General features: G+C 38.6%; 21 protein-coding genes and 1 pseudogene. 17 read left to right on the plus strand and 5 right to left on the minus strand.

What is annotated here, in order from left to right:
* Positions 1-39: 39 nt before the first annotated feature.
* The 9 genes from ybaK to ADS77_RS09465 all read left to right on the plus strand — a co-directional run bounded on the left by ybaK (position 40) and on the right by ADS77_RS09465 (position 9,154).
* A complete protein-coding gene (gene ybaK / locus ADS77_RS09435; protein ID WP_054454069.1) occupies positions 40-501 on the plus strand; it encodes a Cys-tRNA(Pro) deacylase in 462 nt (153 codons plus the stop codon).
* Positions 502-990: 489 nt separating this feature from the next.
* Entirely contained in the window at positions 991-3,096 is a 2,106-nt protein-coding gene (locus ADS77_RS09440) for an acyl-CoA dehydrogenase (protein ID WP_054454070.1), read from the plus strand.
* A gap of 139 nt (positions 3,097-3,235) precedes the next feature.
* Positions 3,236-3,367 (plus strand): hypothetical protein, encoded by a 132-nt coding sequence (locus tag ADS77_RS22880; RefSeq protein ID WP_268794867.1) that lies wholly within the window; start codon positions 3,236-3,238, stop codon positions 3,365-3,367.
* 121 nt (positions 3,368-3,488) lie between these two features.
* Positions 3,489-3,650: a hypothetical protein gene (locus tag ADS77_RS22360; RefSeq protein ID WP_161803880.1), complete on the plus strand. Its 162-nt coding sequence runs from the start codon at positions 3,489-3,491 to the stop codon at positions 3,648-3,650.
* Positions 3,651-3,993: 343 nt separating this feature from the next.
* Positions 3,994-4,275, plus strand: a complete 282-nt coding sequence (locus tag ADS77_RS09445) for a hypothetical protein (protein WP_054454072.1) — start codon at positions 3,994-3,996, stop codon at positions 4,273-4,275.
* 766 nt (positions 4,276-5,041) lie between these two features.
* On the plus strand, positions 5,042-6,403 hold the full coding sequence (locus ADS77_RS09450) for a linear amide C-N hydrolase (RefSeq protein ID WP_054454074.1): 1,362 nt from the start codon (positions 5,042-5,044) through the stop codon (positions 6,401-6,403).
* Positions 6,404-6,486: 83 nt separating this feature from the next.
* The gene (locus tag ADS77_RS09455; protein WP_054203885.1) at positions 6,487-7,119 is read left to right on the plus strand and encodes a glycoside hydrolase family 19 protein; all 633 of its coding nucleotides are present in this window, start codon (positions 6,487-6,489) and stop codon (positions 7,117-7,119) included.
* A gap of 74 nt (positions 7,120-7,193) precedes the next feature.
* Positions 7,194-8,138, plus strand: a complete 945-nt coding sequence (locus ADS77_RS09460; RefSeq protein ID WP_410054813.1) for a phosphotransferase — start codon at positions 7,194-7,196, stop codon at positions 8,136-8,138.
* A 41-nt stretch (positions 8,139-8,179) separates the two neighbouring features.
* Entirely contained in the window at positions 8,180-9,154 is a 975-nt protein-coding gene (locus ADS77_RS09465) for a Gfo/Idh/MocA family protein (protein WP_054203883.1), read from the plus strand.
* A gap of 145 nt (positions 9,155-9,299) precedes the next feature.
* On the opposite strand, the gene ADS77_RS09470 is transcribed toward ADS77_RS09465, so the two are convergent.
* On the minus strand, positions 9,300-10,130 hold the full coding sequence (locus ADS77_RS09470) for a hypothetical protein (protein WP_054203882.1): 831 nt from the start codon (positions 10,128-10,130) through the stop codon (positions 9,300-9,302).
* A 364-nt stretch (positions 10,131-10,494) separates the two neighbouring features.
* On the opposite strand from ADS77_RS09470, the gene upp reads away from it, so the two are divergent.
* From upp to ADS77_RS09500, 6 genes and pseudogenes are all read left to right on the plus strand, one after another.
* Positions 10,495-11,124, plus strand: coding sequence for a uracil phosphoribosyltransferase (gene upp, locus ADS77_RS09475; RefSeq protein WP_054203881.1), 630 nt, complete (start codon positions 10,495-10,497; stop codon positions 11,122-11,124).
* Between the two features lie 5 nt (positions 11,125-11,129).
* Positions 11,130-12,365: a uracil-xanthine permease family protein gene (locus ADS77_RS09480; protein WP_054203880.1), complete on the plus strand. Its 1,236-nt coding sequence runs from the start codon at positions 11,130-11,132 to the stop codon at positions 12,363-12,365.
* Between the two features lie 98 nt (positions 12,366-12,463).
* Positions 12,464-12,956, plus strand: a pseudogene (locus tag ADS77_RS09485) (haloacid dehalogenase); the annotation flags it as partial.
* Between the two features lie 258 nt (positions 12,957-13,214).
* Positions 13,215-14,621: a hypothetical protein gene (locus ADS77_RS09490; RefSeq protein WP_099458978.1), complete on the plus strand. Its 1,407-nt coding sequence runs from the start codon at positions 13,215-13,217 to the stop codon at positions 14,619-14,621.
* 10 nt (positions 14,622-14,631) lie between these two features.
* A complete protein-coding gene (locus ADS77_RS09495; RefSeq protein WP_054203877.1) occupies positions 14,632-15,783 on the plus strand; it encodes an imelysin family protein in 1,152 nt (383 codons plus the stop codon).
* Between the two features lie 342 nt (positions 15,784-16,125).
* On the plus strand, positions 16,126-17,748 hold the full coding sequence (locus tag ADS77_RS09500; protein ID WP_054454078.1) for a di-heme oxidoredictase family protein: 1,623 nt from the start codon (positions 16,126-16,128) through the stop codon (positions 17,746-17,748).
* An 82-nt stretch (positions 17,749-17,830) separates the two neighbouring features.
* On the opposite strand, the gene ADS77_RS09505 is transcribed toward ADS77_RS09500, so the two are convergent.
* On the minus strand, positions 17,831-18,799 hold the full coding sequence (locus ADS77_RS09505) for an ABC transporter substrate-binding protein (protein WP_235575749.1): 969 nt from the start codon (positions 18,797-18,799) through the stop codon (positions 17,831-17,833).
* 416 nt (positions 18,800-19,215) lie between these two features.
* Between ADS77_RS09505 and ADS77_RS09510 the strand changes: the two genes are divergently transcribed.
* The gene (locus ADS77_RS09510) at positions 19,216-19,605 is read left to right on the plus strand and encodes a cytochrome b562 (RefSeq protein WP_054203875.1); all 390 of its coding nucleotides are present in this window, start codon (positions 19,216-19,218) and stop codon (positions 19,603-19,605) included.
* 102 nt (positions 19,606-19,707) lie between these two features.
* Here the strand turns inward: ADS77_RS09510 and ykgO are convergent, their stop codons facing one another.
* Together ykgO and ADS77_RS09520 are read right to left on the minus strand one after the other, a co-directional pair.
* Positions 19,708-19,848, minus strand: a complete 141-nt coding sequence (gene ykgO / locus ADS77_RS09515; RefSeq protein ID WP_054203874.1) for a type B 50S ribosomal protein L36 — start codon at positions 19,846-19,848, stop codon at positions 19,708-19,710.
* Between the two features lie 2 nt (positions 19,849-19,850).
* A complete protein-coding gene (locus tag ADS77_RS09520) occupies positions 19,851-20,102 on the minus strand; it encodes a type B 50S ribosomal protein L31 (protein WP_054203873.1) in 252 nt (83 codons plus the stop codon).
* A gap of 256 nt (positions 20,103-20,358) precedes the next feature.
* Between ADS77_RS09520 and ADS77_RS09525 the strand changes: the two genes are divergently transcribed.
* On the plus strand, positions 20,359-20,643 hold the full coding sequence (locus tag ADS77_RS09525) for a hypothetical protein (RefSeq protein WP_054203872.1): 285 nt from the start codon (positions 20,359-20,361) through the stop codon (positions 20,641-20,643).
* Positions 20,644-20,654: 11 nt separating this feature from the next.
* Here the strand turns inward: ADS77_RS09525 and ADS77_RS09530 are convergent, their stop codons facing one another.
* Positions 20,655-21,542, minus strand: coding sequence for a LysR family transcriptional regulator (locus ADS77_RS09530; RefSeq protein WP_054454081.1), 888 nt, complete (start codon positions 21,540-21,542; stop codon positions 20,655-20,657).
* Positions 21,543-21,642 lie beyond the last annotated feature (100 nt).

Here is a 21,642-nt window from a genome sequence, read left to right on the forward strand (position 1 = left end):
GTAGGCCTAGTTTTAAAATAACTGAACTGGTAAAAAATAATGACACCAGCGACTAAATTACTAAAAAAACACCGCATAAATTTTGATCTGCTTAGTTATGAGCATAATCCCAAAGACCAAAACTTTGGTTTAGAAGCCGTTGAAAAGCTAAATTTGCCTGCTGAGAAGGTGTTTAAAACGCTTGTGCTTGAAACTTCTGAGCAAACGTTAATCGTCGCGATTACACCTGTTAGCCAACAAATTAATTTAAAGCAGCTGGCAAAAGCCTGTAATGCTAAAAAAGTATATATGGCTGCACCGCAAAAAGTAGAAAACAGCACGGGTTATATACTCGGTGGTGTGAGCCCTTTAGGGCAAAAGAAACGTTTAGCAACCTATTTACACGCCAGTGCTGAAAAGTTCGAGACAATCTATGTGAGTGCAGGCAAGCGAGGGCTTGAAATAGCAGTGCCTCCTAATTGTTTACTTAACTTATGTAACGGCCAATATGCCAATTTTTAGCGTAAATTAACCAAATAAAAAAGTATGAGGATACGACCTCCATTCGATGTCAGTTGGCGTTAAAAACAATGAAATTAGGCTGATTGTTGAGGGTTACGTGATAACGACTAAAGGCTTCACCGGTCTTTCTCCTTAGGTTGCTCTATACAAAAAAGAGCTGCTACTTGTGCAAAGTAACCCCTAATATTACCTCCTGTGAAACGCACAACTTTTTATCTTGGGATACCTTGATTATGATTTTGATCACCTTATTTGTCCTTATTCTCTGTGCTTGGTTAATTAAAAACTCTATTTAGTGTTGTTTTTGATTAAATCGGCGCAAAATAAATACATTTCAGCGTACACGTGTAAGCCCTTTTTATTCAATAGCTTACACATCTAAAGATAAATAAATTGAAAAAACTGTTAAAAAGTTGGTTAGAGCAATTGATCTAAAGCAATTTTTATGACGTAATAGAGATATAAATTATCTGGTCGGATGAGTTAATCATGAGTTTACGCACAAAATTAAAAAAAGTATTACCAAGTATTTCAATAACTGAACAAGAAGCCCTTGATGCGGGTGATGTTTGGTTAGAAGGCTCTATCTACCAAGGTAAGCCAGATTTCGACGCATTACGCGCAGTGCCAGCAGCAGTGCTAAGCGCTGACGAACAAGCATTTATAGACGGCCCATTACAAGAGTTACTGGGCATGATCGACGACACACAAATTCAAAATGGTATTCATTTACCTGAGTACATTTTAGACTTTCTAAAAAAGGAACGTTTCTTTTCATTGATCATTCCTAAGTCATTTGGTGGTTTAGAATTTAGTCCTTATGCAAACTCTACCATTGTAGGCACAATTGCAACTAAAAGCTCCGCAGTCGCTGTAACAGTAATGGTTCCGAACTCATTAGGTCCGGGCGAATTATTACTGCATTTTGGTACTAAAGAGCAACAAGCGCATTATTTACCGCGTCTTGCAAATGGCCGTGACATCCCTTGCTTTGCACTAACTAGCCCAGAAGCTGGCTCTGATGCAGGTGGTATTCCAGATTTAGGTACTGTCACTAAAGGTATGTATAACGGCGAAGAAGTACTTGGCCTTGAGATCACGTGGGACAAACGTTATATCACACTCGCACCGATTGCGACTGTACTTGGTTTAGCATTTAAAGTGGTTGATCCTAATGGTTTGCTAGGTGGCAAAGAAAACCTCGGCATTACCTGTGCACTTATTCCAAAAGAGCACCCAGGTGTAGAGCTTGGCAATCGCCACGATCCAATGGGCATTCGTTTTTACAACGGTACTACGCGTGGTAACAAAGTATTTGTACCAATGGACTTTATTATCGGTGGTCAAAAGAACATCGGTCGTGGTTGGCAAATGCTGGTTAGCTGCTTAGGCGCTGGCCGTGGTATTTCATTACCAGCACTAGGCGTGAGTACTGCGCAAGTAGCATTTAAAGGTGCCTCTGAATACGCTGCAGTACGTGAGCAATTTGGCTTAGCAATTGGTCAATTTGAAGGTATTCAAGAAAAGCTGGCTGATATTGCTGGTAAAACATACCTACAAGAAGCAATGCGTGTTTTAACCACCGAAGGCTTAGGCATGGGCTTAAAGCCATCTGTCGTGACGGCGATAGCTAAATACCACATGACTGAAATTGGCCGTGATGTGCTTGATTCAGCAATGGATATTCAAGCTGGTAAAGCGATTCAAAATGGCCCGCAAAATACTTTAGCAAGTGGTTATGTTGCACAACCAATTGCAATAACGGTAGAAGGCGCAAACATTCTTACGCGTAACCTAATGATATTTGGTCAAGGTGTTATGCGTTGTCACCCATATTTACAGTCTATGGTTGAATCAATTCACAGTGAAGATAAAGGCGCTGATAAAGAGTTTAACCGCATTTTACGTAAAACAGTGGGTTACAGCGTAGCAAACAGCTTACGTGCGTTTCGTTTAGGTGTTTTACCGTTCACAGCGGGTGCCAATTCACCATTACCTGAAGTACGCGAATATGAAAAAGCAGCGCAAAAATTATCAGCAAAACTTGCGGTATACGCTGATTTCTCGTTATTAGTATTAGGCGGTAAACTTAAACAAGCTGAAATGCTTTCAGCACGCTTAGGTGACGTAATGAGCTTTTTGTATGGAGCAATGGCATCAATTAAGTATTACGAGCAAAAAGTAGCGAGCAGTGAGCGCGAGCAAGCAGCGCCGTACTTCCACTACGCAACGCGTTTTGCACTACAAAGTGCTGAAGAAGCACTGCATAAATTTTTAGATAACTTCCCAGCAAGTGGCACACGTAAGTTTATGCGTTTTATCACTATGAACTACTCAACTAAAATGCCAAAAATCAGTGACGATTTAATTCGTGAATTATCTAAGCAAGCGCAATTAGATACCGCTTTTAAAAAGCTAACACTTGATAATGCACTTGTTGCAAATGTAATCACTGAAGAAGAGTACGCTAAACTGATTGATTACAATAAAAAACGTGAACGCGCTATCCGCGTTGATGAGTTTGATTTTGATATGAACTTATTGGACGAAAACGCCAAGCCAATAAATCCACTAAAAAGTGTAGTAAATCAGTAACATTTTGAGTTAACTTAATTCAACAATGTAAGCGCCCAGCAGTTCGGGCGCTTTTTTTGTGCGTGTAGAAATGCTGTTATGATTATGCCAATAATAATCCGTAGGCGTAGTAGGCAAGCGACCTCACAAGAGAGTTAATGTGAAAATCAAAACAGAAAATGACGAGCGAATATCAGTAACTGCAAAAGCTACTAGCATAGAGCTTGAACGACTTCTTAAAAATGAAAGCTGTAATCATGCCGTTATTTTCATGCGCGTAATTTGGGTTTAACGCGATAGATGCCCACTTAATGAACGATGCGCGGATGGTGATATAAAAAGAGATAAGTTTTAGCCAAAAGAGTAAGCTTAGTCGCGCAGTTTTATTTGCTCAATTAAAGTGGCTGTCTAGTTTGTTTGTAAATCAAGGAAAGTCAGATACAACAGTGCCGGTTAGCGTTGATTGGCCTTGCCCATCATGTAAGCAAGGGCTGTTGATAATGAAAAGCCTCTGTGCAAAAGATATAAAAACCGACGGTTTAACAACGCAAGGCATAACAATGAATAGTGGTTAATAGTAAGTCGAACCGTTAAAAATAACTCGTTAACTAAGTTGGTGTAACAGTGAATCAGCTTAGATGTGGTGCTGACTAAAATAAGCAAAAAAGATAACAGCAGGCAAGAAACGATATAAAAAAGCGTAAAAATGAAATAAATAAACAGTAATTAACACGTTTAGTAGTAAAAAGATGTCCAATAAACTGCAATCAACAACTTCCCTAAAAAAGAGAATTCCTATAGCATTAAGCATACCAATAAAATGTTGAATGGGGTGTATGCTTCGTTCAACAAGATATGTATACGATACAAACAATGTAACGTATAAATACTAAGACGTTAGGTGCATCGGAGGCATAATTGAATATTCAGATAAGTAAGATATCGTCACATCAAACAAGTAAAGCTATCGCATTAACATTTTTTGTTCTTACTTTACCATTTGGCTTTATAGGGCTAGCGCTATCCTTTTTCGGACCTGATTTTGAGAGTCATAATGGTCAAGGTTTCCCTTATTTATTATTTGTTTTTGCACCAGTGATTTACGGTGTAATGTTTTATTTTATGCAGCGCTTCTTTTGTTTTGCTTATAATCTTGTCGCTAAAAGGTTTGGTGGCATAGAATTCGAAACAAAGGAGTAATCTGCACCTAATCGGGTAGCCGGAGGTCTCTAACCTCGAGCCCCCACATCACCCATCATGCGCTTTTTATTAACAGGAAGTGCAATGGGCGGTTCATCTCCCGTAATGAATATTGATCCAAATATCTCTCAATGACACTAAACCTTGTGACGCTAAGTAGTCATTGCCTAGCGCAATGTTAATTCCTTTTGTTTTTGAGCTTCTACAAGGGCCTTCGCTTCCAAGCGCCTACTTTTGGTACTGGTGATACCGTATGCTATGGCCAGTCGTATACTAACCCCTAACATCATTAAACAGCGTACTTTAGTGCGCGCGAACACGAACAAAGATGACACCCATTCTAAAGTTTTCTATCACTCTTGTTATAGGCAGCGTAAAAATTAGTTTACCACCCACAATGACTGAAGCTTGTTTTAGTCACAACAATATGGAAAATTCTAATTTATCTCACTAGAAAGAATAAATATCTCCCCTGAAAATTGGTTAATACTCACCTTATATTGGTTACTGCGAAGATTTAAACAGAAATCGAAGCAGCAACCTTAGCAAATACAAAAAACTATTGGCGTAGTTCTAACACTCTAATCAAACGTTAAATATTGGCTCAAAACGAGAATATGCATGCTTGTAATTTTAAAGCAAGGCGATGTTTTGTACTGGTGTAATAAGTTGTAATGAGCCTTTTCTTCGGTAGCTGTTAACTTAAATCTAGTTAAAACTATCAATGTAAAAAACGTTTAAGTTAATAAGCATAAGGAGAAATATAATGTGTACAGACTTTTCAATTAAAGCTATAAATTCAGGTGTTTCGAATAGTATCCCTGTGATAGGCCGTTCAATGGAGTTGGGCCCAGATTTGAAATCAGAGCTGTTTTTCAGGGCTGATGGGCATGAATATAAGCAAAGTGCTTTGAAAAAGCTGACCCAGTCAGATTTTCAGGATGATTCAGGACTATTTGTTCTTCGTGATGATATTGAATTGATTAATCAACGCCTCTTGACTTGGACTGGGAGCTATAGTTTTGTTGCAATGAATGGCTTTAACCTTGATATTGCCAAGTCCTTAGGTGTGTCAGAAACATTTGCAAATATAATGACCAATGGGTTAAATACTGAAGGCTTAACTACGGGGGCTATGGTACTGGCGCAAAGTGAGTATCAGTCTCCTTTTGATGAAAATAAAGAAATTATCCATAATAACATTGTCTATTACCCTAATATTACAACGTGGATATTATCAAACTGTGCGACCTGCCAAGACGTTATTGATGGATTGCAATATGATTATCTCGTGTTGAATAAAGGTGGGTCTAATTTAAAAGAGGCTGTATCGGATAACAGAAGAAAGATTTTGGTTGTTAGTCCTTTCTCTAAAGTTCCAAATGCAATGAAATTTCACTTTCCTGTGCATGATGCCAAAGGGAATAGCATTGTTTTAGAATATACGCAGGGAAAATTAACGATTACAGATCTGAACCCTATTGGTGTGCTTACTAATGATCCTTTGATTGCTTGGCAGCAAGAGAATGTTCGTTATAACTACGTAAATGTAATGCCATTTAATTTTCAGAACGAAAGTGGTGAGCCAACGATGCCGAGTGTGGAAGCATATAAAAGTGCTGCATCTAACTTTCAATGTAACTCTTATGCGCAAGGAACTGGTTTTTCTGGTGTTCCAGGAAGTTCAACACCCGTTGATCGCTTTGTGAGAGCTGCAATGATGACGAACTTTTCATTCCCAGTTTCACAATTTACCAGTCAGTATGAAGTAGATAAAGCAAATAGTGTGGAGCATAGCTTCACAACAGGGGGGTCAGCGATACAGAACGATATTAAAGTAGGACGAGTAGATGCAACTACGTTGGCTTTTCATATATTAAATACGGTTGACATTCCATTGGGGACTAGTCGGGATTCTGAAGGCGAAAATGTTCACGATTTTACACAATGGGTAACGGTGTCTGATTTGAAAAATAAAACTTTCTCCGTAAGAATGTACCAATCTCCTCAGGTATTTAGCATTAATTTGATGGAATTAGATTTCAAGCATTTGCAAAAATATATCCATAAGCTAGACACGAATATTAAGTCGATAGATATAACCACTCAATTAAATAAAAAATCTTAATCACATGATTTAAAGTTAAGCTGTGAAGAGGTTTTTAATTTACTTTTCACTGCTTAGACTTTTTATTGTTCAAAGGAATAAAAATGCAGAGCTTGCTTATCGAAAAAAATTTAATTCAAATTATGCCTGATGCAAAAGCGGAGCACATAGCACTATTTATACCGGCCTTACAGTCTCAAGTGACTAAATTTGATATTAATTCAGCATTGAGGTTAGCGCACTTTATTGCACAAGTCGCGCATGAAAGTGGATGCTTTAGATACAGAGTCGAAAATCTGAACTATAGCGCAAGAGCGCTACGTGCTGTGTTTGGTAAGTATTTTACATCGGATGAAATGGCACTGCAATATGCACGAAAACAAGAAGCCATAGCAAATATTGTTTATGCTAACAAAATGGGGAACGGGGATGAGCGCTCAGGAGATGGTTGGCATTATAGAGGACGTGGGCTTATTCATCTAACAGGCAAAGATAGCTATGCTGGATGTGCAGACTATCTTGATATAGATATTGTATCTGAACCTGAACTACTCCAACGTGACCCGCAAATTATGGTGGGCAGCGCATGTTATTTATGGCAAGTGCTAAAGCTGAATGAATTGGCGGATAAAGATGATTTAAATAGTATTACTTGCAAAATAAATGGCGGTTATCATGGTTTAGAAAGCCGCGGTGACTTTTTAGAACGTGCTAAACAATGTTTTGAAATAGATTAAAAACCAGTTAAATTAGGTTTAAGCGTGAAGGTATTTAATGACATACTACCTGCCTATTATTTATAAGAGGTAGGTTGTTGATGTATAAACAGCTATTAGCAAATCATTATAAAGAAATACACATTAATAGCACGATTACATCCTTATGGAGTGGGTGTGGGGAAATAGTACGCTGCAATTTAGATGGCATTGATTGTGTAATTAAAGCGATTGCAGTGCCCGATCATATAAATCATCCACGGATCTCACAAACGCAGTTTGCTATTAATCGCAAGCGCCGCTCTTATGATGTTGAATACTATTGGTATCAACATTATGCGCAATCGTTACCTGCCCAATCACCCGCGCTTAGTTGTTTTAACACACTAAAAAATGAGCATCAACGTGTACTTGTATTTTCTGATTTTGAGTGTGATGGCTTTGCTGCAGCTGAAAAAATACCATCGCATATAAACGCGATTATTAAATGGTTGGCTTACTTTCATGCTGTTAATTTTCAGCAACGTCCACTGGGATTGTGGCCTCAAGGAAATTATTGGCATTTAGATACTCGGCCAGATGAATATACAAAAATTTCAGATGCTGTAATAAAACAAAAAGCACAGTGCTTTGACAGAGAAATACGCAATTGCGAGTATCAAACACTCATTCATGGCGATGCTAAATTAGCAAACTTTGCTGTTGGAATAACTACAGAGCAGGCGCTTGGGTATGATTTCCAATATGTAGGTGGTGGAATTGGCGTTACCGACTTAATGTATTTTTTAGGTAGTTGTCTTACTAACACAGAATTAGAACAGGCTAGTGATGATTATTTAGCAAAGTACTTTGATTATTTTACGCAGGCAATGCATGAATATCATCGTGGAGTTGATGCTTCTATAATCGTTGATAAGTGGCGTGCATTATGGCCTGTGGTATGGGCTGACTTTTATCGCTTTTTGTTAGGATGGAGCCCAAACCATGTAAAAATAAACAATTATATGCAAGAGCAATATCAAGCGCTAGATACATATTGAAAATATAATAGCTAAAGTAATACAGTAGGAATAGATTAAAGATGAATAAAGTTATACGTTGGGGAATGGTTGGCTGTGGTGCAGTGACCGAGGTGAAAAGTGGACCTGCTTATCAGAATACGGCTCAGTTTGAATTGCATGGTGTAACACGAAGGGATCTGGTTTTAGCCAAAGATTATGCTGCACGTCATGGCGTGCCTAATGTTTATTCAAGCGCGAGTGAATTAATAGCATGTCCTGAAATAGATGCGATATACATAGCGACACCACCAGATAGTCACATGGAACTTGCTTTGCAAGTTGCAGCAGCAGGTAAGCCTTGTTGCATTGAAAAGCCATTGGCACCAACTTATCACGAATGTGAAATTATTCATGATGCATTTGCGCAGCAAGGTCTGCCTTTATATGTTGCCTATTATCGTCGTTCATTACCTCGATTTAATAAAGTGAAGGCTTTGATTGAAAGCAATGTAATTGGTGACATCCGACATGTTAATTGGCATTTAAATAAAGCACCAAATCAACTTGATTTATCTGGGAAATATAACTGGCGTACAGATAAAAGTATTGCTCTTGGTGGCTATTTTGATGATTTAGCGAGCCATGGTTTAGATCTATTTAGCTATTTATTTGGAGAGTTTGAGCAAGTTAAAGGATTGGCCAGCAATCAGCAAAAACTATATGGTGCATTTGATGCCATTACAGCATGTTGGCAGCATAAAAGTGGCGTTACGGGATCGGGTAGTTGGAACTTTGGTGGCTTTTCGCGTTACGACACCGTTACGTTATATGGCCAAAGAGGTGAAATAACTTTCAGTGTATTTGATGAGCAAGTAATCAAAGTTACAACGCTTAACGGTATAGAGGAATACACAATTGCTAATCCGGCACATATTCATCAATATCACGTACAGAACATAGCGCTGGATCTTCTTTCCCAATCAGGTCACCCATCGACAGGTACAACCGCTATGCATACGAGCTGGGTTATGGAACAAATAATAATGCCAACGTAGACAATCGTGTCAGAGTAAAACACACGCTACCCGAAGTGATTGGTCTAGGGGCGATTAAATAGCCCCAACATTGAACAAATTTCAATCCACAAAGGCCAACACGCCCTAGCTTAAAAAAACTCGAATAAAAGAGTGAGGGTACAGCTTACTGTTTATAGGCTTTCTCAAGTGCACGGATCAACACGGCTTGTTCTGTATGTGGGAACGCTGCTTTATGTACATCGATAATATCCTTAAAAATTGACGGTTCTTGTAAGGCTGTATCAAATAAGTTGATTGCTTTTTTACCTTCTTTTGATGGTGAGCATGCAATGTAACCAAAAATAGCTTGTTCAACTTTATTTATAGTTAAATAACGAATATTACTCATTCGTGGATCTTTGCTGTGCCGCGAAATGAAAACAGCACTGTACTCGATGATTGCATCAATTTTGTTTTGAAATAGCATATGGCTTAACCGAAGTGCACTGGTAGTGCCGGGTAAAGGCATAAACGCATCACTATTTGCAGCTATAAATGCATCAATCTTTTCCCCGTATGAACGGCCTTTGGTTATTCCAATAGTAAGTTTATGCTTATTGATAGCGTCGCTTAGGGTGATATCTTTAGGTAGCTCAGGGTGATTAAGTACAACTAAGCGGTTTGATGGAAATGCCATTATTGGATAACGGTTAAAAAGCGCATTCTTTTCTCGTTCTGGGTTTTTTACTTTGTTGTATAAGCATACATCAGTAAATTTATGCAGCTGTTGCCATTCACGTAATCTACTTGCAGGAATAAATGTTAGCGATACAGCACCATTTAGTTGTTGTTCTAATTTTAGCATCATACCCGTAGCAATGTTTTGGGGAGAATTATCAAGCTGAGGTGCAAAATCAGTCATAATTTTAATGTGTAAAGTTGTATTTTTAGCAGCATTGGCGTGGGCCGTAAACATCATGATGAACGTGAGTAAGCTCAGTATTACTTTAGGCATTGGGCAAACATATCGATACGCTTAATTATTACGTAAGTATAGGGTATGAAATATCATAAAGCTCTATTATTGTGTTAAATGGTACTAATTGAGTGCGTTGATATCATGGGTTGAGGCTATTTACTTAGTTTATATGGTATAGATTGTAAGTTAAGTATAACCCGAATAACTGCTGTGATTTAATCTGAGCATGTTTAATCATTTAGCACATTCTAATGACTCAATAATTTGGATGAATAAAGAGCAATAAAGTGTGCTTTTTCGATACTGGGTATGTTTTTTCGCATGATTTTGCTTTTTTAAAAGTCTCTCAAGATTTTTTAAGCTAAAATAATCGCAGTTTATTTTCCTTTTAGGCGCTATTATGACAATCCATGTAATTAATCACCCACTTGTTCAACACAAACTTGGCCTTATGCGAGAGCATGGCATCAGTACCAAGAGTTTTCGTGAGCTTTCATCTGAAGTTGGTACGTTATTAACTTACGAAGCGACTAAAAATCTCCCCCTTGAAAAAGTAGAAATCACCAGCTGGGATGGCAATCAACTCGATGTAGAGCATATCAAAGGTAAAAAAATAACGGTTGTACCAATTTTACGTGCCGGCCTTGGCATGATGGATGGTGTAATGCAGTTATTGCCAGCCGCTAAAGTGAGTGTTGTTGGCTTACAGCGTAATGAAGAAACCCTTGAGCCAATCCCGTATTTTGAAAAGCTCGTAGGTAAAATTGATGAGCGTTTAAGCCTTGTGATTGACCCTATGTTAGCAACGGGTGGTTCCATGATTGCTACTATCGATATGCTTAAAAAAGCAGGTTGTAAAGAAATTAAAGTTATTGTGCTAGTTGCAGCGCCAGAAGGCGTAGAAAAAACACTTGCAGTACACCCTGATGTAGAAATATTTACCGCAGCGCTAGATAGTCACCTGAACGAAAAAGGCTATATCATTCCAGGTCTTGGTGATGCAGGTGATAAAATATTTGGCACCGTGTAGGTGTGATGGTGAATAACGCTACTTTTTCAATCAAAACTATTTTAACCGGGGCGCAAATGCTATTTGTAGCCTTTGGTGCCTTGGTATTAGTGCCATTGCTTACGGGGCTTGACCCTAACGTCGCACTATTTACCGCGGGCATTGGCACACTGCTATTTCATGTTGTGACTAAAGGCCAAGTGCCAATATTTTTAGCCTCATCTTTTGCTTTTATCGCCCCTATAATCGCATGTGTACAGCTGTGGGGGGTGCCTGCAACTATGGGGGGCTTAATGGCGGCGGGCTTTGCTTATATGGCGCTGAGCTTACTTGTTAAGCTCAAAGGTGTTGCGACATTGCATAAAATATTGCCACCTGTTGTTGTGGGCCCTGTGATCATGGTGATTGGCTTAGCGCTTGCACCCGTGGCAGTAAATATGGCGATGGGTAAAAGTGGTGATGGGTCAGTGCAGTTAATTGCTTATGATCAAGCCATTTGGATTGCCGCTTTCTCGTTGTTAGTGACGTTAGTTTTTGCTGTTTGGGGTAAGGGTGTATTTAAGCTTATTCCTATTTTAGCGGGTGTCATTGCAGGCTATAGTTTATCGCTTTATTTAGGCATAGTGCAGTTTGATGCTGTGACGAATGCACAGTGGATAGCCATGCCTGCTTTTACGTGGCCAGAGTTTAAATGGCAAGCTGTGTTATTTATGGTACCAGTGGCAATAGCACCTGCCATTGAACATATTGGCGATATGATGGCCATTAGCCAAGTAACCAATAAAGATTATTTGAAAAAACCGGGATTACATCGAACTTTGTTTGGCGATGGGTTGGCTACAACTGCGGCATCTTTATTCGGAGGCCCGCCCAATACCACCTATTCAGAAGTAACAGGTGCAGTGATGCTTACGCGAAACTTTAACCCTAAAGTTATGATGTGGACTGCAATCATTGCCATTATTTTAGCTTTTGTGGCAAAAATGGGCGCTGGGTTACAAACCATTCCTGTGCCTGTTATGGGTGGGATCATGATTTTATTGTTTGGCTCAATTGCCGTGGTTGGTTTAAATTCATTAGTAAAATGTGGTGAAGACCTCACTGCGCCGCGTAATTTGAGTATTGTGGCGTTAATTTTAGTGTGCGGAATTGGTGGCATGCACATTGGCGGCAGTGAGTTTAGTTTACAAGGCGTTAGTTTATGCGCAATTTTAGGTATTGTGTTGAATTTAGTATTACCAAAGGCCGATGAAGCAACGTAATTGCTAACAACGAATGTTTATTTTGTCTCAAAATGGCGCATTTATATGCGCTATTTTTTACTTACTAAAAATAAAATAGGTATTATTGTGAGCATTATATACAAGAGGTCAATAGTGTGGATATAGCCTCTTTTTTTAGCAAAGCATCAGCTGCCGCATAAATATCAATATTTGAGTGAGCAGTTCTTTACCCCGTTAGCGCAGGATATTATTGCGGCTAAAAAACGAGGGCAACCAATGGTCGTGGCAATTAATGGTTGCCAAGGTTCAGGAAAAACGACCCTCGCTGACTTTTTAGTTACGTGGATCAACTTCAATACTGCATTTAATAGTATTTCCCTATCGATTGATGATTTTTACCACAATCAGGCAAGCCGCCAACAGCTAGCTAAAGACATACACCCATTATTTGCAACGCGTGGCGTACCAGGTACACATGACATAATGCTCATGAAACAGACATTTAGCGCATTACTCGCGGGTAAGGTGGCTGTGCCAACCCCTAAGTTTGATAAGCAAAGTGATAACCCTATTCAAAAATCATTATGGTCTGCAAACAATCATGCCATTGATATAATTATCTTTGAAGGATAGTGTGTAGGCAGTGAAGCACAGCAACCAATAGCAGTTCAATAAAATAAGTAATTTAAACTCTCCAAATCACAATGCCTTAATCCCATTTATCACAAAGCTGAATCTGACAGATATTTGTCCCTAAACGGTTAACGCTTAACTGTTAAGAATACTAATTAAATAAATTAATAGTGTATTAATGTTAATTTATTTAATAATGCTATTTACATCAAAAATAACAACCATTATCATTGCGCTTTACTTATGGGGGCTGTAATGACACGAAAAATCATTTCTACTGCGATTTACCTCGCACTTTTACCAACATCAGTTTTTGCAACAGATGTTGATGTTGAAACACAGTTAGCACAATTGCAGCAGCAATTAGCTCTGCAACAAAAAGCGATTACACGATTAACTGCTCAGTTAGCAGAACAACAGCAACAAAAAACGCAGCTTAATGATATTAACGTAGTTACGACTGATAAAAAAAAGCAATCGTTCATTCGTGATAAAAGCGATACACCCTCTCTTACATTTAAGAGCTACGGCACTTTAGCTTATCGTAATGATGAAATATTCGACAATATTCAAGATATATCGCCAGATCGTCGAGCCACAACCGACTTAGAGCGAGTAGTGACTGAATTTGAATATCAAATAAACAAAAATTGGCAAATAGAATTTGAAATTGAGTATGAGCACGGTGGCACAGGCACAACGCTTGAATACGATGGTTTTGAAGAGTTTGGTGAGTTTGAAAGTGAAGTAGAAGCAGGTGGTGAAGTCATTGTTGAAAAACTGCAGGTAAAATATGAGTTTAACCCGAATGTGCAGGTTAAATTTGGCCATATATACGTACCTGTAGGTTTAGGCACTGATTTAAATAAACCAGATCAATACTTTACTACGTCACGCCACTGGAGTGAAGCGAGTATGATCCCGCAAGTATGGCATGAAACTGGGGTTAACCTGATCACCAATTGGCAAGATTTTACGTTGCAGACGATGATCAGTACTGGTTTAAACTCAGAATATTTTCGCACCACAAACTGGATTGCTGGTGGCGCGCAACAACGTTTTGAAACTAACACTGCAGATGATTTAGCGCTTACTTTACGTCTTGATTATGGCGATGTTAAAAAAGGTAAAGGCGTAGGTATCAGTTATTACAACAGCGATACAAGTGGAAACCGCCGCAACCAAGGCAAGTTAGATGTTGACGGGAATGTCTCTATTTTAGGTGTTCATGGCGCGTGGGAATATCAAGATTTCACACTACGCGGGCAATACTTATACGGTGAACTTGAAGATTCTGTTGCCATTACCAATGCGAATAAAACCACGCCAGGTCTTCGCCCTGGCAGTTTTTCTCAACTGGGTAGTAAGTCAGAGTCTGCATTTTTTGAAGCAGCGTATAACACACAACATATGTTTAACTTATCCAGTCCGCTTTATGTATTTACCTCATTTGATTATGCAAACCCATTATTAGAAGTTGCTAAAGGCACGCCGATTGATCGTTTTGACATTAGCGAATTTAGTATGGGTATTAACTACTTACCAAATAAAAATTTAATTTTAAAATTCCAAGGTGGGCAACGTCAGTATGCGCAAAGCAATATTGATAACACCACTCATTTTAGCGCGTCAATCGGCTATATATTCTCAACTACTTTATAGGATTTAAAGGATGAAAACGGTACTTAATAGCATCACAGCAATAATTTTAGCATCTACACTCGTAGCATGTGGTTCATCATCATCTGATGATTCAGGTTCTACTACGCCGCCGCCAGTTGCATCAACGAAGTTTACATATGATGCGACTGATTTAATTGCCAATGTAACGACAGACGTGATTGTTGATGGCTACGAAATACTTGATACAAAAGCAGATGCACTTTACGTTGCAGCGCAAAATTTACTCAATAACCAAAATCAAGAATCTTTAGCTAAAGCACAAGATGCTTGGAAAGACGCGCGTATATTTTGGGAGCAGGGCGAGTCACACATTTTTGGTCCAGTTGATAGCTTATCAATTGATCCGCATTTAGATACATGGCCACTAAACACGACAGATTTAAACACGTTGCTTGCCAGCGATACGGTATTTACTGCAGACACCATTAAAGGCTTAGATGATGGCGTGCAAGGTTTTCATACTATGGAGTTTTTATTGTTTGGTGATGGTGTTGCCGACAACGAAAAAGCCATTGCTGAAATGACAGTACGTGAAATTGAATATTTAATTGCTTGCGCTGAAGTATTTGCATTTTACACAGATAGCCTATCAAGTGCATGGACGGTATCTGCTGATGGTGATAAAGAGCCAGCTTATAAAGATTACCTTTTAACTCCGGGTAACGACAAATATGCCTCAAATTTAGGTGTGGTTGAAGAATTAGTGAATGGTTTAATTGGTATTGTAGATGAGGTAGGCAATGGCAAAATTGCAGAACCATTCAACACCACAAAAGATAATGCGGATACATCTAAAGTAGAGTCGCAGTATAGCTGGAATTCATTAACAGACTTTAGCGATAACATTAAAGGCGTTCAAAACGTTTATTTAGGTACGTTTGCAAACGAAAACGATAGCCCAGGCCTAAAAGCATTAATTGAAGCAGGGGATGCGACACTTGCAGCTAAAGTTGAAACGCAGATCAGCGCAGCAATTACAGCTATTGAAGCAATCGCAGGTGAAAATAACATGCCATTTCGTCAAGCAATTAAAGATGACGATGCGCGCGTAAGAGTTCAAGCTGCCATTGATAGCTTAGGTGAGTTACAAAAATCACTTGAAGAAGAAGTTGTTCCATTACTTAAAAAATGGGACGTATAACCGTGTATACCCAAGCCATCTTAAGAGGCAGAATTCAGCGTTTCACTGAGGCTTAATATCAAGGCGTTACTTTGTAGGAATGGCCGTCCCTTTTAAGAAGGAACAACGATGAGAGTAAGTCTCTGTGAAACGCCCAACGGGTTGGTTTAAAAGCGATTTATACTGCGTTACTTTTATAAGGGATTGATTTTAATAATAGAACCACTATTACTTGCAATCAATGCCTTGCCTAAATCGCTTTTAATTCCAACGACGCTCGCATCTTGAGGTGGCTTGGGTATAAATAAATGAAGAGGGAAGCAAATGCTTCCCTTTTTTGCTTAACATTAAAAAGAAACCGTCATGATAAAAGTAATTAAACCATATACACCTTTATTTTTCAGCTTAGCAATGCTGAGCGGGTGTGGTGGAGGTAGCAGTAGTAGTGATACAAATACTACTCCAGTAACCCCACCAATAGTTGAAGAGTTACCTTCGTACATAGATGTCAGCGCACTTGCCGGTGACGCAACAACGCATGATACAAATAATTCCGGGCATGGTTTTTCTACTCCTATGCCTAATTTATCGCCAGCAGAATTAAATTTACACCTTGATGGGGATACTGATTTTGAAACGGCGTTTACAACAGCACCAAATGATACGCACCCTGACTTAGATGGGGTGGGTCCGGTTTTTAATAATAATAACTGCAATGCCTGTCATCAACGTGATGGCCGCCCAAGTACCGTATTGCCAAGTACCCCCGATGGCAGAATTAAATTAGGCAGCGATGCCGGAATATTTTTACGTGTAAGCTTAGCTGATGGTGTATGCAATCAGCCAAATAGTACAAATGATTATTGTAAAAATACACCTGTCCCAGGTTTTGGCGATCAGCTGTTTCATCGCGGTGTATTACAAGCGCGAGAAGATTGGCAACAAAACCACTTTGGAGGCCAAGCAGATGTTTACTTAAGTTATAAATACACTGAATTCACATACCCAGATGGGCACACGGTGACTTTAAAGCAGCCAGTTTTTGAAGTCGATAATGCATGGGATTCACCAAGTAATTATTCATTGAGCGAATTAGCCAGTAGTGATGTTCAGTTTAGTGCACGCAACGGTATGCCGGTATTTGGTCTTGGCTTATTAGAAGCGATAACAGATGAAGATATTTTGGCATTAGAAGATCCAACAGATAGCAATAATGATGGCATTAAAGGTCAAGCCAATTGGGTATTTGATGCAGTAAAAGCACAGCAAGGAATTGATAATCCGGTGTCATTAGGGCGCTTTGGCTGGAAAGCCAGCACCCCCTCGGTACGTCAACAATCATTGGCGGCATTACGTGGCGATATGGGAGTAACAAATTCATTATTCGCACAAGAAAGTATTGCAAACACCTTGATGCATGACAGTTACCTATCACGTACTAACTATCAAGACACTGGTACAGATGCACAAGGTTTACCGGAAGCAAGTGATGAGTTTTCAAATGCGGTGGTTTTTTACGCACAAACACTGGCTGTACCTGCAAGACGCGATATAAGTAATCCTGATGTGAGAGCAGGCGCTAAGATTTTCTCTGAGATCAACTGCAATGGTTGCCACACACCAAGCTTTACGACTTCAACACAAAGTGATCTTATGCTCGGTGGTGTAAAAGCACCTGAAGGTATTAAAGGGCAAGTAATTTGGCCATTTACAGATATGCTTTTACACGATATGGGAGAGGGGCTCGCTGATAATCGTCGTGACTTTTTAGCGTCTGGCAGACAATGGAAAACAAGGCCACTTTGGGGGATAGGGTTAACAAAAACAGTTAATCCAGGCGCTGGATTTTTACATGATGGGCGTGCAACAAGTCTTGAAGAAGCGATTCTATGGCATGGCGGTGAAGCGCAAACAAGTCGAGATAAATTCACTCAGTTGAATAAAGACAAGCGCCAGCAAGTGATCGTGTTTTTACAGTCACTTTAATTTAGTAGTTTTATTGGTTACACAGAATATAGATATCGTGTTAAAAACGACTTGAATATTTTAAACTCACTGTAAAGGGGCTTTACAGTGAGTTTTTTAGCTCATGGGCTAAATTTTCAACCGTGAAATCTAAATGGTTTTCCTGTGTTTGAGAAAAGAGTAAAAAATCAATCATCTTCAAATCACCACTATTTATTTTATTTATAAGTGCTTCATAGTCATCCGTTCTATTATTAAATGATGCAACTTGTTTATGTTGCAATGGAAATTGCTCAGGTTTTTTAGATGCATCATAGATGTTTAAAAGCGCGTGCGCCCCTAATAAAACATGCCCACCTATAGAAACATCAAGTGTTATATCTTTATTTTCAGGCGTGTCCCAATTAATACCGCCTACGACTACATGTTTTCTTAAATTCAAAGTATTAAGAGCTTTAATTGCGCCAAATGCAATCGCATCATTGGCGCACCAAATAGCATTAATCTCAGGGGCATTTTGTAAAAACGCTAACGTTTTTGTATAACTTTCTTCAAGAGACCAATTAGCCACATCCTCAGCAAATAATGATGCTTCAGGGTATGAATTCAAATAATCAGTCAGTCCAGCACGACGAGCAGTTGCAGCAGGTGTCGTGTAGTCACCAAGCAGGGCTAAAATTTTCATATTGGTGTTACTACTGTTGCGATGTTTGTTAAAAAGCGCTTCAGCTAACAAGCGCCCGCCCATACGGTTATCAGGGACCATACTGCCTACAATATTTGCATTATGTTGTATGAGATAATGTAATCGGGATGCATTTGGGCGATTTAAAAGAAAATACAATGGTACATTATCGGTATTTATTGATAACAAATAATTACTAATCACTTGTTTTTCATCAACTAAGATAAGTAAATCTGGCTTTGCTTTGAGTGCTTTAGATATAAGTTCTTTCATTAATATGTGATTACGATTGGCATAATAAACGGTTAAATTAATATCTAGATCGTCTGATGCTGCGTGCATTGCTGCTGATACTTTATACCAGAAATCGCCTGTGCTGTTATTCACGTCATCAGTACTTTTGTTAAAACCGGGATTAATAAATGTTATGTTCAACGCCAATACATTAAACGATGACAGTATAGCAACTAGTAATAAAGAACTTGTTAGAATCCGGGAAAATAAAATCAAAGTAATGCTCAAAATTCATCTATCAAATGAGGATAGACTTTACCAGAATGACAGTACGATTCATAATTAGACCATACTAATATTAGGGATAATTGACTGTTTTGCGCATTTATAGACATTGTGATGAGTGCTACAAAAGTGGTGCTAATACTAAAATTCGTATACATAAAGCAATTTATTGATAGCCAGCAGAAGCCGTTTATTATTCTTAATTCTAACTGAAACGCGTACCTTTAAGTTTTTTAAGTATATAATGTTGCTTTATCGCTAGAAATTATATTACAAGGTTTAAAATGAAAGCGCTGCTATTTATAATTGTATTAATGTTAACGCCTACTTTGGTGTTTGCTGAAGAGCTAGATCTTGAAACCAATATGAAAAATATGGGGCTAGCTTATAAGCACAGTGTTCAAGCAACGCAATTAAGTGAGTTTAATACAGCGATTGATGAGTTTATCACTTTAGTTAAGCTCAGTAAGACAGCGACTTTTCATAAAGAAGCTGAAAGTTCGCGTCAGGGCTTAGATAAAGTAATCGCTCAGGCTGAAATTGCTAAAAAGTTAGCGAATGAAAAAGGGCTTGATGCTGCTAAAAAACCATTAAAATCAATTAATGAGTTACGACAGCAATACCATAAACTACATGAGCCGCCAAGTTTTTGGGAACTGTTATTTGGCAAGTGAAAAGCTATTTTTTATACTACGAAGACTGGTGTATGCTGGACAAGAGGTATATAACTGTAGAAGGTAAAAAGTGCGCCAATTTTCAGGCGCACAAAAGGGCGTTTACTTTCCTTTCTTTTTCATTCCTTGCACGGCTTTAAAGCGTGGGTTGTCTTTACAAATCACAAAAACACGACCTTTACGTTTAACGATTTGACACCCTGGGCGATTTTTAGCACTTTTAAGTGAACTTAAAACTTTCATTGCTACTTGCTCCCGATATTTTTGAAGCGACGATTAAACGCTGCAACACGGCCATCAGTCGCAACAGATTTTTGTTTACCTGTGTAAAACGGGTGAGAATCACTTGATACATCAATTGGCACGTAAGGGTAAGTTTTACCTTCTAATTCAATAGTTCGGCTCGTTTTTATTGTTGATCCAATAATAAAGTAGCTATCTGCTGCAGTATCGTGAAAAGCAACTGTTTGGTAATCTGGATGAATATTAGGTTTCATAAAATGCCTTTAATTATATCAATATTGTTATGTGATAGTATAACTATAATTTATAGTAAATAAGAATCCTTTGCAAACACTATTTTAAATCTAACTAAGTCATTACTTTTAGGTGCAATGGATGTAAAAGTAGTGAACATGGTTCTATTTCGCGCAAATCAACTAAAAAATAAGCAGTTAGATCAAAAAAGCTAGCAATTGCTAATTAGCCTGTTATAAATAATATGTAACCGAGCATTAAGGAGTACAGGTTAGTATGAGTGAATCAATTAAAGAGAGCATCAGTGAGCAAAGCCAAGAAATAGATCAAGGCGTGATGGACACATTACGTAGCAGAGATCACAGCGTACTTGCTCAACAAATAGATCCATTAAGCTGTACACATAACGATATTGTTGAATTGCTAGCGCAATATTTAGCGTTAAGTGAACAAGACGATGACGACGTTTTTGATAACTGGTTTGATAATCTAAATAAAGCGCAACACACCGTATTGAAAGTGTTTGAAGTGTACCGCGGTCAGTTTGAGCACCAAGAATAACGGGTTCATAATTAAAGTGTTAGACGTGGTTGTATAAAATCTAAAAAGGCAACTATACGCGACGATACTGCACTATTTTTGTAATACACAGCTTGTACAGATTCACGTTGGTTAGGCGTTTTTATTGCCTGTGGTAAGACTTTTATTAACCTATTGTGAGTGAGATCGTCTGCGATCATAAACTGTGAAAGTAGTGCAATGCCTTGTCCTGCAATGCATAAGTGACGAATGGTTTCGCCGCTACTGGCATTAAGAGAAAAATTAAGTGCACAGGCTTGTTGAAGTGGCCACTTATTTAACTTAGTAGTGCCTGTAAAGCCAATTAACTTATGGTTATATAAATCTAACTCCGTATTAAGTGCAGAGCTTTGTTTTAAATAAGCAGGACTCGCTACAAGGTGTAGTTGGCTAATACCTAATTTACGTGCGTGCAAGTTTGAATCTGGCAATTGGCCAATACGAATAGCTAAATCTGTTTTATGTTCAAGCAAATCAATTACGTTGTCATGAGATGTGATGTCTAATCTAATATCTGGATATAAATGACTAAATTGGGCTATTAAAGGTGTTAGCTGATGCAATACAAATGGACTCGCAGCATCTACACGTAGTTTCCCCGCGGGTGCATGTTTTAATAAACGTAACGACTCCTCCCCATACTCTAGTAGATTTAATCCTTCTCTCGCGTATTCAATAAAGGTTTGGCCTTCTTCTGTCAGCTCCAAACGCCGTGTTGTGCGACTTAATAAAGCGCATTCTAAGCTTGTTTCAAGACGCGTTATCGCACGGGATACTTTAGCAATATGTTGATCTAATAAAACGGCTGCCCGAGAAAAACTGCCGCAATCAACCACAGTTACAAAAGCTTCTAGATCTTCAGTTTTTGATTTAACACTCATTGGGCTGCCTTATATTTGCAAATATAACAAATGTATTTTGCCACTAATGCTATTTTTCACAACTGTTAATTCGTTCACACTGGGCTCTTACTATTTATCT

Source organism: Pseudoalteromonas porphyrae, from assembly GCF_001298125.1.
Taxonomy (GTDB): domain Bacteria; phylum Pseudomonadota; class Gammaproteobacteria; order Enterobacterales; family Alteromonadaceae; genus Pseudoalteromonas; species Pseudoalteromonas neustonica.